At 44.5% G+C, this 14,448-nt stretch carries 17 protein-coding genes; 10 read left to right on the top strand and 7 right to left on the bottom strand.

Annotation, left to right across the window (positions count from 1 at the left end; genetic code table 11):
• Window positions 1–30: 30 nt before the first annotated feature.
• The gene (locus LRR81_RS07610; RefSeq protein WP_231788746.1) at window positions 31–120 is read right to left on the bottom strand and encodes a putative holin-like toxin; all 90 of its coding nucleotides are present in this window, start codon (window positions 118–120) and stop codon (window positions 31–33) included.
• Window positions 121–1,686: 1,566 nt separating this feature from the next.
• Here LRR81_RS07610 and LRR81_RS07605 point away from each other — a divergent pair.
• The gene (locus LRR81_RS07605) at window positions 1,687–2,919 is read left to right on the top strand and encodes a multidrug effflux MFS transporter (protein ID WP_231788745.1); all 1,233 of its coding nucleotides are present in this window, start codon (window positions 1,687–1,689) and stop codon (window positions 2,917–2,919) included.
• 129 nt (window positions 2,920–3,048) lie between these two features.
• Complete coding sequence (locus LRR81_RS07600; RefSeq protein ID WP_231788744.1) at window positions 3,049–4,746, top strand: hypothetical protein; 1,698 nt, start codon at window positions 3,049–3,051, stop codon at window positions 4,744–4,746.
• Between the two features lie 34 nt (window positions 4,747–4,780).
• Here LRR81_RS07600 and LRR81_RS07595 read toward each other — a convergent pair whose 3' ends face one another.
• The 3 genes from LRR81_RS07595 to LRR81_RS07585 all read right to left on the bottom strand — a co-directional run bounded on the left by LRR81_RS07595 (window position 4,781) and on the right by LRR81_RS07585 (window position 7,261).
• Window positions 4,781–5,323, bottom strand: a complete 543-nt coding sequence (locus LRR81_RS07595; protein ID WP_331716329.1) for a TetR/AcrR family transcriptional regulator — start codon at window positions 5,321–5,323, stop codon at window positions 4,781–4,783.
• Window positions 5,324–5,409: 86 nt separating this feature from the next.
• Window positions 5,410–6,849, bottom strand: coding sequence for an NAD(P)/FAD-dependent oxidoreductase (locus LRR81_RS07590; protein WP_231788743.1), 1,440 nt, complete (start codon window positions 6,847–6,849; stop codon window positions 5,410–5,412).
• A gap of 1 nt (window position 6,850) precedes the next feature.
• Window positions 6,851–7,261 (bottom strand): hypothetical protein, encoded by a 411-nt coding sequence (locus LRR81_RS07585; protein WP_231788742.1) that lies wholly within the window; start codon window positions 7,259–7,261, stop codon window positions 6,851–6,853.
• 167 nt (window positions 7,262–7,428) lie between these two features.
• Between LRR81_RS07585 and LRR81_RS07580 the strand changes: the two genes are divergently transcribed.
• On the top strand, window positions 7,429–7,842 hold the full coding sequence (locus LRR81_RS07580; RefSeq protein WP_231788741.1) for an SRPBCC family protein: 414 nt from the start codon (window positions 7,429–7,431) through the stop codon (window positions 7,840–7,842).
• Complete coding sequence (locus LRR81_RS07575) at window positions 7,843–8,160, top strand: ArsR/SmtB family transcription factor (protein ID WP_231788740.1); 318 nt, start codon at window positions 7,843–7,845, stop codon at window positions 8,158–8,160.
• A 25-nt stretch (window positions 8,161–8,185) separates the two neighbouring features.
• On the opposite strand, the gene LRR81_RS07570 is transcribed toward LRR81_RS07575, so the two are convergent.
• Window positions 8,186–9,637: a SulP family inorganic anion transporter gene (locus LRR81_RS07570; RefSeq protein ID WP_231788739.1), complete on the bottom strand. Its 1,452-nt coding sequence runs from the start codon at window positions 9,635–9,637 to the stop codon at window positions 8,186–8,188.
• 160 nt (window positions 9,638–9,797) lie between these two features.
• The gene (locus LRR81_RS07565; RefSeq protein ID WP_231788738.1) at window positions 9,798–9,947 is read right to left on the bottom strand and encodes a YjzC family protein; all 150 of its coding nucleotides are present in this window, start codon (window positions 9,945–9,947) and stop codon (window positions 9,798–9,800) included.
• Between the two features lie 187 nt (window positions 9,948–10,134).
• Between LRR81_RS07565 and LRR81_RS21215 the strand changes: the two genes are divergently transcribed.
• The 4 genes from LRR81_RS21215 (at window position 10,135) to LRR81_RS07550 (ending at window position 12,093) form a co-directional block, all read left to right on the top strand.
• The gene (locus tag LRR81_RS21215) at window positions 10,135–10,269 is read left to right on the top strand and encodes a hypothetical protein (protein WP_269448585.1); all 135 of its coding nucleotides are present in this window, start codon (window positions 10,135–10,137) and stop codon (window positions 10,267–10,269) included.
• Window positions 10,270–10,397: 128 nt separating this feature from the next.
• Complete coding sequence (locus LRR81_RS07560; RefSeq protein WP_231788737.1) at window positions 10,398–11,003, top strand: LysE family translocator; 606 nt, start codon at window positions 10,398–10,400, stop codon at window positions 11,001–11,003.
• A gap of 80 nt (window positions 11,004–11,083) precedes the next feature.
• Complete coding sequence (locus LRR81_RS07555; RefSeq protein WP_231788736.1) at window positions 11,084–11,566, top strand: hypothetical protein; 483 nt, start codon at window positions 11,084–11,086, stop codon at window positions 11,564–11,566.
• Entirely contained in the window at window positions 11,563–12,093 is a 531-nt protein-coding gene (locus tag LRR81_RS07550; RefSeq protein WP_231788735.1) for a hypothetical protein, read from the top strand. Before LRR81_RS07555 ends, LRR81_RS07550 begins: the two co-directional genes overlap by 4 nt.
• Window positions 12,094–12,098: 5 nt before the next feature.
• Here the strand turns inward: LRR81_RS07550 and LRR81_RS07545 are convergent, their stop codons facing one another.
• A complete protein-coding gene (locus LRR81_RS07545) occupies window positions 12,099–13,058 on the bottom strand; it encodes a D-2-hydroxyacid dehydrogenase (protein ID WP_231788734.1) in 960 nt (319 codons plus the stop codon).
• A 217-nt stretch (window positions 13,059–13,275) separates the two neighbouring features.
• Here LRR81_RS07545 and LRR81_RS07540 point away from each other — a divergent pair, with 217 nt between their 5' ends.
• On the top strand, window positions 13,276–13,629 hold the full coding sequence (locus LRR81_RS07540; RefSeq protein ID WP_231788733.1) for a DoxX family protein: 354 nt from the start codon (window positions 13,276–13,278) through the stop codon (window positions 13,627–13,629).
• Window positions 13,630–14,078: 449 nt separating this feature from the next.
• Window positions 14,079–14,309, top strand: a complete 231-nt coding sequence (locus LRR81_RS07535; protein ID WP_231788732.1) for a hypothetical protein — start codon at window positions 14,079–14,081, stop codon at window positions 14,307–14,309.
• Window positions 14,310–14,448: the final 139 nt, after the last annotated feature.

The raw sequence follows: 14,448 nt of genomic DNA, 5'->3' as shown, positions 1-14,448 counted from the left end.
CCTTTTTAGCCTGCGAAGCTCAAGGGTGGTTTACTTTTTGTCTTTACCGCGCAATGCTAAGATCGCTACTGCTAGACTAGCAGCTCCAATCATTAAATGCATTGCTTGATAAAGAGTCATGGGCCTCACCCCCTCCCATAAGGGGTTTAAAGAGGCCTCCCACCCTTGAGTTATCCTAAATTGTACTTCTCAATTATACCACATATTTCCTCTGAGAAGCTTATTTTTCAAGGGTTTTCGACATGATGCATCTGTTACTGTGCGTACTAAATTAATAATTAATTATACCGACTAAGGATTTAATCTTTTCGAGAATCCTTCGGTTTCCTGGAAGATCCAGATTAAAATGAAGGTATAAATGGGAAAACCAGCGGAGCATAAGGCTGCCGCTGGTTTTCGTTTATCTTCTTATCGATCTGCAGCTCTGCAGGCAATGGAGTGCCAAAGCTCAAGGTTCCACTCTACTAATCTGAGTCCAGTACAAATCACACATCTAAGCGGACAGCCAATCATATTTATCCCTCTTTCATACCGTAATAGTACAAGTTATGAAGAAATAAGAGAGTTTGATTGAAGCATATGCTTAAATTGAGCCTCTTTTTTCGTGATTTGAGCAAGTATTGAGAGGTTGCTGTTTTTTGGCGGAGTGGAGAATTCGTTTGTTGTACACGCTCCAGGCTTATATTCCCGAACCCCGCTTTCAATTTCCCGAATGGTGGGGAGAAATTCCCGAAACCGGCCCTTATATTCCCGAATGAAGCCCTTATTTTCCCGAAGAGCCGGCTGCAAAGAACCTAAGCGAAGAAACTGAGCTACTCTGAGAGTGCACCATTTAAAGTAAGCGACAAAATTACCTTTTACGAAGGGAAAATCTACTTTTCGAACTCGCACCAACCCCACATTCCCGAACCCTGTGATCAATTTCCCGAATGGAGAGGAGAAATTCCCGAAACCGGCCCTTATATTCCCGAATGAAGCCCTTATTTTCCCGAAGAGCCGGCTGCAAAGAACCTAAGCGAAGATACTGAACTACTCTGAAAGTGCACCATTCAAAGTGAGCGGCAAAATTCCTTTTTACGAAGGTAAAATTCATTTTTCGAACTCGCACCAACTCCATATTCCCGAACCCCGCTATCAATTTCCCGAATGGTGGGGAGAATTTCCCGAAACCGGCCCTTATATTCCCGAAGAGCCGGCTGCAAAGAACCTAAGCGAAGATACTGAGCTACTCTGAAAGTGCACCATTCAAAGTGAGCGGCAAAATTCCTTTTTACAAAGGGAAAATCTACTTTTCGAACTCGCACCAACCCTATATTCCCGAAACCGGCCCTTATATTCCCGAATGAAGCCCTTATTTTCCCGAAGAGCCGGCTGCAAAGAACCTAAGCGAAGATACTGAGCTACTCTGAAAGTGCACCATTCAAAGTGAGCGGCAAAAATTCCACTTTACAAAGGAAAAATCTATTTATCGAACTCACCCCAATCCCATATTCACGAACCCCGCCGTCAATTTCCCGAATGGAGAAGAGAAATTCCCGAAACCGGCCTTTATATTCCCGAACGCAGCCCTTATTTTCCCGAAAAGTCAGTTTTCAAGCCCCTGCAAAACCCCAAGCAGAATCATTGACATCATCCCCTCCGGCAAGCTTAAGATGTGTTGAGTCAACAAAAAGGAGAGAACAGGTTATGGTGCTTCAAGGTAAAACGTCAGCAGAGAGAAGAGTGAGCGGGAAAGCGCGAATACTGCTTGCGTTTATTTTAGGATCACTTGGTGCGTTTGGGCCGCTTACGATTGATATGTATTTGCCGGCTTTGCCGAATCTGGCGAGGGAGCTTGGCACACCGGCTTCACTTGCACAGGTCAGCTTGACGGCATGTCTTTTGGGTCTTGCGCTCGGTCAGGTGATTATGGGCCCTTTAAGTGATGTAAGAGGGAGAAAAAAGCCGCTGATTGCCGCGCTGCTTGTTTATGCGGCAGCCTCTGTATTGTGCGTGTTTGCCAGCAGCATTTGGCTGCTGATTTTGTTTCGGTTTATTCAGGGAATTGCCGGTGCGACAGGCATCGTTGTTTCCAGAGCCAGTGTGAGGGATCTTTTCTCAGGTCCTGAGCTGACGAAGTTTTTTTCCATGCTGATGCTTGTGAACGGAGCTGCTCCTATACTGGCACCTGTTGCAGGAGGACAGCTTCTCCGCATTTTTTCCTGGCGGGGGGTTTTTGGCGTGCTTGCCGTACTTGGCTTGCTGATGCTTTTGGCTGTGATCTTCTTTATGAAGGAAACGCTGCCGCCGGAACGGAGAAAGACGGGCGGGCTGGAGGAGGTTTTTCAGACATTTGGAAAGCTCCTGAAGGATAAAGTGTTCGTCGGCTATGCTCTCGCACAGGGGTTTGTGATGGGGGGAATGTTTGCTTACATTTCCGGTTCCACTTTTGTGCTGCAGGACATTTACGGATTGTCCCCGCAAATGTTCAGCGTTGTATTTGGAATCAACGGTCTGGGTATCATTGCCGCCACACAGATTACAGGAGCTCTTGCCGGTAAAGTAAGGGAGAGCGCTCTTCTTGTGTCCGGTCTTTTTCAGGCAGCCATTTCAGGTATTCTGCTTGTTGCCGTGATTTTGCTGCAGGCGCCTGTGTTTTTTGTCTGCCTGATGCTGTTCTTCTCTGTCTCAAGTGTCGGTATCGTGACAACGGCTGTCTTTTCGCTTGCGATGGAAGAACAGGGGGAGAATGCCGGAAGCGCTTCTGCTCTGCTCGGGCTTTTGCCGTTTTTATTCGGTGCAGCTGCAGCACCGCTTGTTGGAATTGCCGGAAGCCATCATGCCTTGCCGATGGCGATTGTGATCGCGTTTTGCGAGCTGGCGGCCTTTCATTTTTATTACTGGTTTGTGCGTCATCCGAAACGCCAAAAGAAAGCTTGAAACCTGGGTGAAATATCCAGGTTTTTTTGATGAAATAAATGATTACTGCTTAACTCCAGCTATGCTAAAATGAATTTCGGGATTGGAAAAATTCCGCATATTTGCTAAAAAATTAATGGGAGAAAATTGATGCCACAGCCTGCAAAAAACTACATCAAAGAAATTATAGAGGATTTGAAGGATCCCGACAAAGATATCCGGTATACTGCGGCGGTCGAGCTTGCGGAACTGGCAGAAGCCGATGACCTTGAAATGAATCTTCTTGCTTTGGAGAAGCTCGCAAAAGAGGCAGCTTTCTCTTTTCCGAAAACACGCCTCGAGTGGGACGATCCAAGCTATCATATTGTCTCATTCATTACGAATTTCCGATTTTCTGAATTGGCAGAAGCCATTATAGGGCATTATCCCCATTACAGTGCAGCGGCCAAGGAATTGGCAATTTCGTATATCAGCTCCTTTAAAGGATTTGAGGAGAAGCTGATGCAGCTGCTTGAAAGAGATCTTGAAGGAGATAATGAAGAATTTCCCTTGCTTGCTCTGCTCGATCAGCCGCACCTGGCGAAAACGTTAGTTGAGAGCAAAATTCCGCTTTTAGAAAACGAAAAACAGAAGGACACGCTGTATGAACTGCTGTCTTTAAGCCTTGACAGGGGCTTGATGGAAATCGTTAAGCCTGATTTTGTGAGACCGCTCCTGGCGTCTGACTATCAAAAGAAGCGGGAGCTGTACAAAAGCTATGAAAAGGATTACGCCCTTTCTTACGTGTATGGAAGCTGGAAGGATACGTACCTTTCCATTCAGGGTGAGATGTGCATTCTTCTTTCATTGATGGAGTATTATTATGACGAAAAAATGAAGGGGTTTGTTCAGGAGGCTTTGCACTTTAAAGATAGTATAGTGAGAATGAGTGCAATCATTACTGCCCTGAAAATCGGCATTCCTATTGAAGAAAAAACACTGCAGGAGTGTGCAGAAAATCCTGAGACGTCTGAGCCTTTTTATATGGAACTGAGCCGGATCAAGCGGGAAGAGGCATTTCCAATAAAGGAAAACAGACAAGTGTATTTTGCAAAAAGCCATTTGTTCCGCCATGCCGTCCATCATCAGGGCTATGTGCCGGAAGAAGTGCAAATAAAAGATATGACAGAAATTCTGGAAGAAGACACTGCCTTCCGTTACTACCTGGCTGCCATTAAGGAAGAGGGCACCTTTCATCCGGCCTGGGTCGGGGCTTATCCCCTGAGTGAGGGGGATGATCTGCCTTATTACCGGGAAGAGACGCACATATTGGAAGAAGAATACCAGTCAGCTGAAAAACATATGCAGGAATTTCTTGAGGATAGCCGGCAAATGCTGGAGTACGAAGCAAATAAAGTTTACTATACAAGCAAACCGCGTGTAAGCCGCTGGTTTTACATTCTTTATCCTTATCTCGGATTTCGGATTTACCAGGCTGCTGTCACGCAGGATCCTATTTATATTGTCATGACATCGCTCTTTTTCGCCCTTGTGACAGGCACCCATCTGTATCAGTGGAAATTCAGGAAACAGAGGGTAGAGATGACTTCTTCAGAGCTTCGCTACACAGACCGTGACCTCAGGAATTCCATTAAATTCAATGAAATAGGGAGAATTTCAATTGAGAAGGCAGCACTCAGATCAAGGCTTTTTGATCGTTTTGCTAAAAATGTCGTGATATGTGATAAAAAGGGTGCTCAGATCATGAAGTTTCCTTTAAACGCTGTTGTGTATGAAGATTTTATCTATATCATTGAATCTGCGACAGAACATTTGGAAGAACAGCCGAGAATCGACAAGCCTGAATGACTGAAAAGGACCGCTCCCGGGCGGTCCTTTTTCTTTACCGTTCTTTCGTAAACATGCGCAAAAGCACATCGGCCCTTGGCATCTGAAATCCTTCGAAGTTATGGATGCCGAGGGTCATGAGGCCTGATATGACGAGGAAATAATTTGAAATCATTTCTCTGTAATCATCCTGTGCCAATTCTCCAATCCTCTGGCCTTCCTTAATGAGCGGCTCCAGCAAAACAATATAGGCATCCATTGAATAGTCCTCAAATAGTTTTTTTGTTTCAGGAGGCACTTCATCAGAAGTGCGGGCATGATGGATCAGCATAAAATAGGCCTGCCCATCTTCTTCAAGAATCATCTCTGTCAGGAATTTCAGTTTTTGAAGCGGGGTTCCTGACATTTTTTCCACTTCTTGAATGCCGCTGACCGATTCATTCATTGCCTGCTGAACCAATGTTGTGAACAGTTCGTTCTTTGATTCAAAATAACGGTACATGAGTCCTTGGCTGATGCCTGCTTCTTCGCTGATCATGCTCATCTTTGTTCCGATCAGCCCCCTGCGGGCAAAAACCTTCAAGGCAGCTGCTAAAATTTGTTCGCGTCTTTCATCTCTTTTTTGTTTCAGCTGTTCTTCATTGAGGGGGGACAGTGGGATGCACTCCTTTATGGCTGTTTTTCTTATTTTACCATGCCATCTATTCTTTGCCCCCCAGTAATAGACGAAGCCATTGCCCTAAAGATGTCTTCAGCAGGTTTATTTTCAGCTGTAAGCAATTCATCCAAAAGCAGCCTTCCTTCAGGAGACGAATTTAGAATGGAAATGGCCAATCCCGATTGAAACAGCTGCGCAAGCGGAACAGACAGCGTGTTGACTGCCCAGTAGAGGCCGTACAGCTTGCCGTTTTGCTGTGTTACGGCATGCTTCAGCAGCAAATCCATATACTTTTTGCCAAAGGCAATCATTGGGAGAGGGCGCTCGCTTTGATAAGAAGTGCCTTCCCATCGAAGGTCGGCAGCGCAGTTAAGCCACCAGGCGGGGTAAATGATATCTTGAAAGGCGGACAGCACACTTTTTTCGAATTCCTGGTTATCTGTACGGGTTTTCAGCAGCTCATCAAGCTTTTCTGCCTGTATTCCGGCAAGCGTCATTCCCTGCCCATAGATGGGATCCACTATGCAGAGCGAATCACCGATGGCAAGAAGGCCCTTAGGCCAATCGGCCATTTCTTCATAATGGCGGCGGTACGTTTTTTCAACTCGGAAGGTTTTTGGCCCTGCCAGAGGAATCAGTTCATTTATGATGTCTGAAAGCACCGGGAATGGCTGAAACAATTTTAGAAAATGATCTGGATCACGGGGAGGATAGTGGCCGCCGATCCCGCCTGCAAAAAACTCTGCGATTTCGTTTTCAATAAAAGATAAACCAAGAGTAAATGGCTGTTCGGACGGAAGGGCATTCAGCATGATCGTATCATAGGTTTTGGCAATGTGTGAAAGGTGGGAGGGAAGTTTATAACGCTGCGTTGTGTAGCCTAGATGAATGTAGAATTCGTCCTCTGAAGGAACAGCATAGCCTGCAGCCTTCAGCCAGTCGCTCAGTTTGGAGTTCCGTCCGCTTGCATCAACGGTCAGGTCTGCCTCAAAGCTGGATTCACTGTGTGATTCAAGGGTTTTGACACCGGTTACCCGGCCGTCCTCTGAAAATAGCAGCCCTGTTGCTTTGTGGTTTTGAAAAAACTGAATGCCGGGAATTTTTCTTACCCTCTCCCGAATGACGGCTTCCAGAAGGGATCGGCTGAATTTTATATCATCTCGCGGATATTGAAAACTCATTTTGCCGTAGGGATATTCCTGATGGATGGTTTTCTGGAAAGAGGAAGGAGCGCCAAGAGAGAGCAGATCCTCTTCATATCCAGGAAAGAAAGCATTGGTGATTTCCTTGCCTCTGACCGTAAAACGGTGAGGGTGAAAAGCCTGAGGGGTTCCCGGCCGTTCTGCCGGCTTTTCAGGCAGGGTATCTTTTTCAAAAAGAAAAACCTCTTCATAGTAATTAGAAAGCACCTTTGCCGTGATAAGACCGCCATAGCCTCCGCCGATTACCGCTGCCCGCTTATTCATTTTAGTACACCCTTTCCCCTTCAAGAATTTCTTTCAAGGTTTCCAGATCCTTCTTTCCTGTGAGAACGCCTTCCGCAAACTTCTCGTCATCCATTCCAGGCATTTGAAAGCCAGTTAAAAATACTTCACAGCTGCTGCCGTTAGGGATGACTCTCATGGCATCATGGATTTCCACACCGGGAGCCGGAACTGTCACATGATCCAAAATAAAGTAGGAATTTCTCTCAGCCACCGATATGGCAGACTGGCAATAAGGCGTTTCCATGACCCAGCCTGACTCTTCTTCCCGAATAGAGCTGCAATAGGAAACCCAATTAGGAAAATGGCTTAGATCATATAAGTATTCGTATACCTTCTCTGCTGGGCGGTTAATGGAGATGCTGACCGTATCAGATCCAGCGAATTTATTCATTTGACTCTCTCCTTTTAAAATGAATGAATTATTCATTCATAAATATATGATGAATGAAAGGAAGTGTCAATAGAATTTCCAGCAAAATTTTGGAAATAGTAGACATGAAACCAAATGGTGTTATAATAGCTTTATGAAACCAAAAGGTGTTATAAAGGAGAGATAATATGGAAGAGATTAAGCAAACCGCGATTTACGAGGCGCCTATTCAAAAGGTATGGGAAAAGGTGTCGACTGCTGAGGGAATGGCTGAATGGTTCATGCCGAATGATATGGAACTGGAGGAAGGAAAGGAATTTCATCTTCAGGGACCCTTTGGCCCTTCGCCGTGCAAGGTGCTGAAGATTGATCCGCCAAATGAACTTAGCTTTTCCTGGGATACTGATGGATGGGTTGTGTCTTTTCTGCTGAAGGAGCTCGAGGAGAACAAAACAGAGTTCACCCTGATCCATGGCGGGTGGAAAAATCCTGATGAGCTTGTCGGCAAGGCGCAGGAAAAGACATCTGTCATCAGAGACAGAATGGCAGGCGGCTGGACAGCGATCGTGAACGAGCGCTTAAAGAAAGCAGCTGAGGCTTAATTGGAAGCGGCAAAGCATGATGTTTTCCAGGCGATTGCCGATCCTACCAGAAGAGAAGTGCTAAAGCTGCTGGCGGAAAAAGAACTGCCCATTTCTGAAATTGCCAGCCGCTTTCCGATCAGCCGCACAGCTGTCGTCAAGCATCTCGGCATTCTGGCTGAAGCGGATCTCATTCACGGCACAAAAAAAGGCCGGGAAAAAATTTACCGTCTTCATCCAGCACCGCTGAAGGAGCTGAAGGACTGGCTGGCTTTCTATGAGCAATTCTGGGGCAATAAGCTTATGCAGCTGAAGTTCGCTGTGGAAAAAGAGGAATGAAAAAAAACCGCCAGTGGCGGTTTTTTTAATGATTTGAAATAGCATCCAAGCCGATTCTGTCAATGATGCTGGAGCTTTCTTTATTCAAGCCTGTTAGCGTCACTTTTTTATCAAGTGAGTTATATTTAGAGACAGCTTTGGCAATAGCCGCAGCACTTGAATGGTCCCAGACATGTGAAAGGGAAAAATCGATCACAATCTTTTCAGGATCGTTCTCGTAATCAAATTCCTGCAGTAACTGGGAAGTTGTAGCGAAGAACAGCTGTCCGGAAACACTGTACGTTTTATGATTTTCTTCGGTTCTAGACATGACGGTAAGCTTGGCCATTTTCCATCCGAATACAATCGCGCTCATTGCCACTCCAAGCGCCACACCAATTGCCAGATTGCTTGTATACACGACTACAGCCACTGTTAAAATCATGATAATGGCGTCTGAAACAGGATATTTATGCAATTTGCGGACAGATTGCCAATCAAAGGTGCCGATGGAAACCATAATCATGACTCCTACAAGGGCAGCCATTGGAATTTGCTTCACCACATCACCGAAGAGCATAATCAGGACAATCAGGAAAACACCTGCAGTAAGAGTGGAAAGGCGCTTGCGTCCGCCGGATTGGACGTTGATCACAGACTGTCCGATCATGCCGCAGCCTGCCATGCCGCCGAAAAGTCCTGAAACGATGTTGGCATATCCCTGACCTCTTGCTTCTTTATTCTTGTCGGAACCAGTGCCTGTAAACTCATCGACAATCGTTGCCGTAACAAGAGATTCAGTCAAACCGACAACCGCAATGGCAAGCGAGGTAGGAAATACAATCGCAAGCGTTTCAATGGAAAACGGAACGGACGGCAAATGAAACGCCGGCAGTGCTTGTGTGATCGTTCCCATATCGCCGACTGTTTTTAAATCAAGCTTAAACACGATGCTGATGATCGTCATAACGATAATAGCGAATAGTGCAGCCGGGAAAATTCTCGTTAAATATGGAAACAAATAAATAACGATGAGTGTTGCGGCGACCATTGCATACATCAGCCATGTGGCACCAACAAACTGCGGCAGCTGCGCCATGAAAATAACAATAGCAAGTGCATTGACAAAACCAGTCAATACGGTGTTCGGAAGGAAGGAAAGAAGCCTTCCAATCTTAAGCATTCCAAAAACAATTTGAATCAGACCTGTCACGATCGTCGCTGCAAATAAATACTGTATGCCGCGATCGTGCACTAATGAAACCATCAGTACAGCGGTGGCACCAGTGGCAGCAGAAATCATGCCCGGTCTTCCTCCTGTGAACGCAATCACAATCGCAATCAAGACAGATGCGTAAATTCCTACCATGGGATCAACGCCCGCAATGATCGAAAAGCCGATTGCTTCTGGAATCAGGGCAAAGGCAACGGTCAACCCTGACAGAAAGTCAGCCCGCACATTCGAAAACCAGTTTTCTTTAATAGTTGCAAAGTTCAATTCTTCTCCACCTCTAGTAAATTTTCTTTGACTCTTGACTCTCACAAAAGCCGGGGCCGTTTTCAACGGAAAAAATCATAACATAGTTAGGGAAAACTGGAAAGAAAAAGATGCTGAAAACAAAAAAGAAGCCGCAGGATCTACCTGCAGCTTCGCCTCTTTAGGCTTTGACATAATTCGCAGCTTCTCCTGATGAAGGAGAAGGAGGGAATTGGCCGCCTTTTTGAATTTGAATTTCTGTGTCTTCATTCTGCACTTTGTAAGTGCCGCTTTGTGGAGCTTTTTCGCCAGTCTTATGGGTATCTGCCATTTTCTCCACCTCCTTATGTTCTTACTTGACGTGTTTCCCCTTATGCAAGGCTTAAAACGTCTTTTCTCATCACGCTGATTTGTGACGATTTCTATTCTTTTGCACATGATTTTGAAATTCGCGTTATAATGGAAGTACACCGACTGACTTTACTGTTATGGATGAAAGGAAGGATGGTGAAAGAACTGTGAAAAACCGTGAACTGAAACGCAAAAAGAAAATTGACCTAATAAAAGATTACGTTAAAAACAGACTGAAGAACCTGGATCCGAAGCTGGGAAAACAACCTGCTTCGAATAGAGTCTGGAAAGACGTTGTGTGAAAAATGAGAGCCGGTTCCCGAAGAAGGGGGCTGGCTTTTTTATGTTCCGGAAAAATGAATACTATTAACCTTATTTTTATAATATAATAGGCTTAAAAACTTTATAAAATAAGGAGTAAATATTAATTATGTTATTTTTAAAAGGAATTCTGATTGGTTTGTCCATCGCAGCGCCTGTTGGCCCAATCGGTGTTCTTTGCATGCAGAGAACGCTCCGGGAGGGAAGAGCAGCGGGCTTTTTAACAGGTGCTGGCGCTGCTTCGGCTGATGCCGTCTATGGAACTTTAGCAGGGTTTGGGGTCAGCCTGTTAGCGGGTTTTTTTATTCAGTATCATGCATGGTTTCAAGCAGTCGGGGCGGTTTTTCTTCTCTATATGGGGAGCAGAGTGTTTTTTTCGCAAACGGCTGAAATAGGGAATGCAGCTATTAAGAAGGGGAAAGGCGCAAAAGGGTATGTGACCGGTTTTTTTCTGACGATGACCAACCCTATGACCATCCTTTCCTTCGGCGGCATTTTTGCCGCTTTCGGATTGAGCGGCGGACACAGCTATACAGCTGTGCTGCTGTTAGCCGGCGGGATTTTTGCCGGTTCTCTTTTATGGTGGTTCTTGCTTTCTTTTATCATCAGCCTTGTGAAGCACAAGCTTGGACATAAAGGGCTGTCGGTCATTAACAGGCTGTCAGGGGCTTTGATTCTTGCATTTGGCTTCTATTTTCTTGCTTGTATTGTTTAGCGCGCTTTTTCATTAATATTCCAAACCATGATAGAGCAAACTAATTCATAACTATAGCTGCAGGGTAACGGGGGCTTGTTATGATTCTGGTTTGGACGGTGAATATTCTCTGCGGGGCAACCCTTATGTATGCTTTTTTGCGCTTCTCTCCGCTTCCGCGTCTGGAGAAAATGTACAGCTGGCTTTTGGCTAATATTTTGCTGCAGCAAACATTAATTGTTTTTGAAATGAATCTCGGAATGGTCAGCATGACAAAAAGTCCGTGGAGCATTCTGGCACTGTATGCTATTGCCCTTTTTGTCTATACCCCTTTCTTTGCGCTTGTTGCCGGAAAACTGCTGCAGCAGGGGCAAAGCATCTGGCTGAAGCTCATGACTGTCTTGGGGGCTTCGATCGTTTTAAGCCTGCTTGATGAGCTATTAAATGTAACGAATTTTATCGTTTTCAAGAAATGGTCCCTATCTTTTTCGCTGTTCAGGCATCTTGGGATTTTTTTGATTCTTGTGGTGCTGTTGAAGTTTTTCCGGTTTCTTGAAAATCATGAAAGGGATCCTGTGCGATGAAAAATCCTGTATTCGTTCTGCCGCGCCAATTTGACAGCAATGAAATTTTTGTCCTTATCGCTGGGTTTATCATCATGTTTCTTGTGCTGTTTTTACCGAGGAGGCTGCTCTTGGCTGAAATCATCATGATTTGGTTTTTTAATTATTTCTTAGCGGAGCTGGCGGATTTTACTCTTGCCAGGCCTCCTCTTGATTTGTACCATTTTAACGATACGAGATACTATGATTGGTTTGATTTGATTCTTTATGTTTTTCTTTATCCGCCTGCCGCATATTTGTTTGTTCATTGCTATGAGAAGTTTCGGTTCAGAGGTAAAAAACTGCTTCTCTATATTTTGCTTTTTGCCATTGTCACAACCATTCTCGAAGGAATCTCTGCCTACTTCGGTGTGTTCACCTACAACGGCTGGAAAACCTGGTATTCCATTCCGGTGTATTGCTTTATCTATTATTTAAATTTGAAGCTGTTTCTGTTTGTCAGGAATTCTTTATTGAAAAAAAGCCAGGCCCCAAAAGAAAGGGCCTGACAGCATTAATAGCCTTTTTCAAAGCTCACCTTATTGATGCCTGGGTCTTCACCTTCCAGGTACTTTTTCAAGTTTGGAAGAAAAATGTCCTCAATGACCCGCTGGTCGTAATATTCTGTCGAGCCTGCGGTATGAGGCGTTACAATCACGTTTTCCATTTCCCAAAGCGGGCTGTTTTCCGGAAGCGGCTCTTTGGCAAACACATCAAGCCCTGCACCGGCAATACCGCCTTCCTGCAATGCTTGGATCAAACTGTTTTCCTCCACAATGTCACCGCGTCCGATGTTGATGAAGCAGGCAGATTCTCTCATAAGGCCGAACTGCTCTTTTCCAATCATGTGCTTCGTATCCTCAGTCAGCGGCAGTGTCACAACAACAAAATCGCATTCCGGAAGCATGCTGTTCAGGCTGTCAGGAGTGTACATAGCGTCAGCGAACTCATCTTCTTTTCCTGAATGCCGAAGGCCAAGCACCTTCATGCCAAAAGCCTTTGCAATTTTGGCTGTTTCCTTGCCGATTGCGCCAAACCCTAAGATGCCGATCGTTTTATTATGTATTTCCAGCTTTAAATTGCTGTGATGCCATTCTTTTTTCTCCTGATTTTTCACGTAGGCTTGAATTTTACGAGTCAGCCCAAGCATCAAAGCAAAGATTGTTTCTGAGATCGGATAGGCATGAACGCCATTGGCGCTTGTTACTGTGACGCCTTTTTTCTCAAGCTCTTTCAGCGGCATGTCGTTCACCCCGGCACTCCATGCTTGAACCCATTTTAACTGGAGGTCACTTTGAAGGTAAGGCTCCATAGCTTTCTTCCACCCTGCAATGATTTCCGCATCCTTTATATGATCCTTCCACTTTTCTTCTTCTTTCCCGAAAATAACTTCCCAGTCAGGCAGTGCCTGCTGTACTTTTTCTACCCATTGCTTTTCTGCATTCTGAGCGAGTATCAGTTTTCTTTTTCCCATCGTCAGTGGCTCCCATCCCTTGTACTTTCTTATATTGTATCAAAGCAGGCGGGTGCGGGAAAAAAGTTAAGCACTGGAATCGACATGCAAAAATCAAAATCTTAAGTAATATTTCCCGTAGAACACGATATAAATACCTGCCGCCCTGAATAAGTATAAAGTGTAACATCATCTTCCTGGTGCAGATGTTAACGACATGATGAAGGGGGAAGGCAGTATGGGCATCTTGCTATTTATTCTTCAGATTATTTTGGGAGTCGGCTTTCTGCTGTTCGGATTTATGAAATTTGGGGCAAAGCAGATGAATGAGGAATTTGAACGGTATGGCTATTCAGCCTGGTTCAGAATTGTGACGGGGATCGTAGAAATCGCAGGTGCTGTGCTTGTTATCGCAGGTTTTTGGAATGCCACCGCAGCCGCATGGGGAGCGCTTTTAATTTCCTTAACGATGATTGGTGCGCTAATTACGCATATTAAAGTAAAAGATTCGTTCTCAAAATCTGTTTCACCTCTTGTGTTCCTGATTCTTGGGCTCGTGGTTCTGATTTTTAATTGGGGTTCGCTTTTCTAAATAGATTCGTATGCCAGCCTATGGGCTGGCATTTTTGTTTTTAATCGGAACTTTGGGCAGGCTCTTTGTAACCGGCTCTTCGGAAAAATAAAGGCTTCTTTTGAGGAAATAAAGGCCGGTTTCGGGAAATTCTTTTTGCCATTCGGGAAAAAGAGGGCGGGATTCGGCTCTGTTAGACGATAAGGTTGATATTTCACAAACTGGTTAACTCTATATTACGAAGCAACCGTTAGCACAATAGGTACTTTTAAGTTTATTTAAATAATCGGCTGTTTCATCATAATGATTTGCTAAAAGCCTAAATATAATGACCCATGGCCTTATTTAAAAGAAAAGAGGGTTATGGGATGAAGTGTAAAATACATCGGTGTAATTGCCGAAATATCTGGTCAGTTCAGAATCGGAAAAAGAAGATAAGAGCTAAATCGATTTTGCTTAACGGCAATTGGATGACAGAAGTAAAACCTGATCGAAGATTAGATCCAAAAGGATTTGTCATTACTAACTACACTCAGGACATTATCACAGATCCCCCGATGGAATTACTAATGCAATTTAAAAAAGGAACAAAGTTAATTTATAATAAAAACATCGTTGAGTTTAATATTAAATCTGGCAAATTTTTATGGTTTGCCGAAGATGGAAGCTGTTATTTGTTAAATAGGATGTATGAGATGTAGCTGGGAAAGCCCTGCTGCATTTTTTAATTTGATAATATCTATAAATCTGCTTTAGTAACCTGCCCATGAGTATAAGAGCATCATAAAAAAGCAGCCAAACAATTTTCAACTAACGCACCTAACCGGCTTTTCGGGAAAA

The organism is Metabacillus kandeliae, from assembly GCF_021166585.1.
In the GTDB taxonomy this organism is placed as follows: Bacteria; Bacillota; Bacilli; order Bacillales; family Bacillaceae; genus Metabacillus_B; species Metabacillus_B kandeliae.
This window is presented reverse-complemented; position numbering and strand designations above follow the sequence as displayed.

Bases quoted from the DNA above. Each gene is read 5' to 3' on its own strand.
- LRR81_RS07610 (WP_231788746.1), bottom strand. From the start codon at position 120: ATGACTCTTTATCAAGCAATGCATTTAATGATTGGAGCTGCTAGTCTA.
- LRR81_RS07605 (WP_231788745.1), top strand. From the start codon at position 1,687: ATGGTGCTTCAAGGTAAAACGTCAGCAGAGAGAAGAGTGAGCGGGAAA.
- LRR81_RS07600 (WP_231788744.1), top strand. From the start codon at position 3,049: ATGCCACAGCCTGCAAAAAACTACATCAAAGAAATTATAGAGGATTTG.
- LRR81_RS07590 (WP_231788743.1), bottom strand. From the start codon at position 6,849: ATGAATAAGCGGGCAGCGGTAATCGGCGGAGGCTATGGCGGTCTTATC.
- LRR81_RS07585 (WP_231788742.1), bottom strand. From the start codon at position 7,261: ATGAATAAATTCGCTGGATCTGATACGGTCAGCATCTCCATTAACCGC.
- LRR81_RS07580 (WP_231788741.1), top strand. From the start codon at position 7,429: ATGGAAGAGATTAAGCAAACCGCGATTTACGAGGCGCCTATTCAAAAG.
- LRR81_RS07565 (WP_231788738.1), bottom strand. From the start codon at position 9,947: ATGGCAGATACCCATAAGACTGGCGAAAAAGCTCCACAAAGCGGCACT.
- LRR81_RS07560 (WP_231788737.1), top strand. From the start codon at position 10,398: ATGTTATTTTTAAAAGGAATTCTGATTGGTTTGTCCATCGCAGCGCCT.
- LRR81_RS07555 (WP_231788736.1), top strand. From the start codon at position 11,084: ATGATTCTGGTTTGGACGGTGAATATTCTCTGCGGGGCAACCCTTATG.
- LRR81_RS07550 (WP_231788735.1), top strand. From the start codon at position 11,563: ATGAAAAATCCTGTATTCGTTCTGCCGCGCCAATTTGACAGCAATGAA.
- LRR81_RS07545 (WP_231788734.1), bottom strand. From the start codon at position 13,058: ATGGGAAAAAGAAAACTGATACTCGCTCAGAATGCAGAAAAGCAATGG.
- LRR81_RS07540 (WP_231788733.1), top strand. From the start codon at position 13,276: ATGGGCATCTTGCTATTTATTCTTCAGATTATTTTGGGAGTCGGCTTT.
- LRR81_RS07535 (WP_231788732.1), top strand. From the start codon at position 14,079: ATGACAGAAGTAAAACCTGATCGAAGATTAGATCCAAAAGGATTTGTC.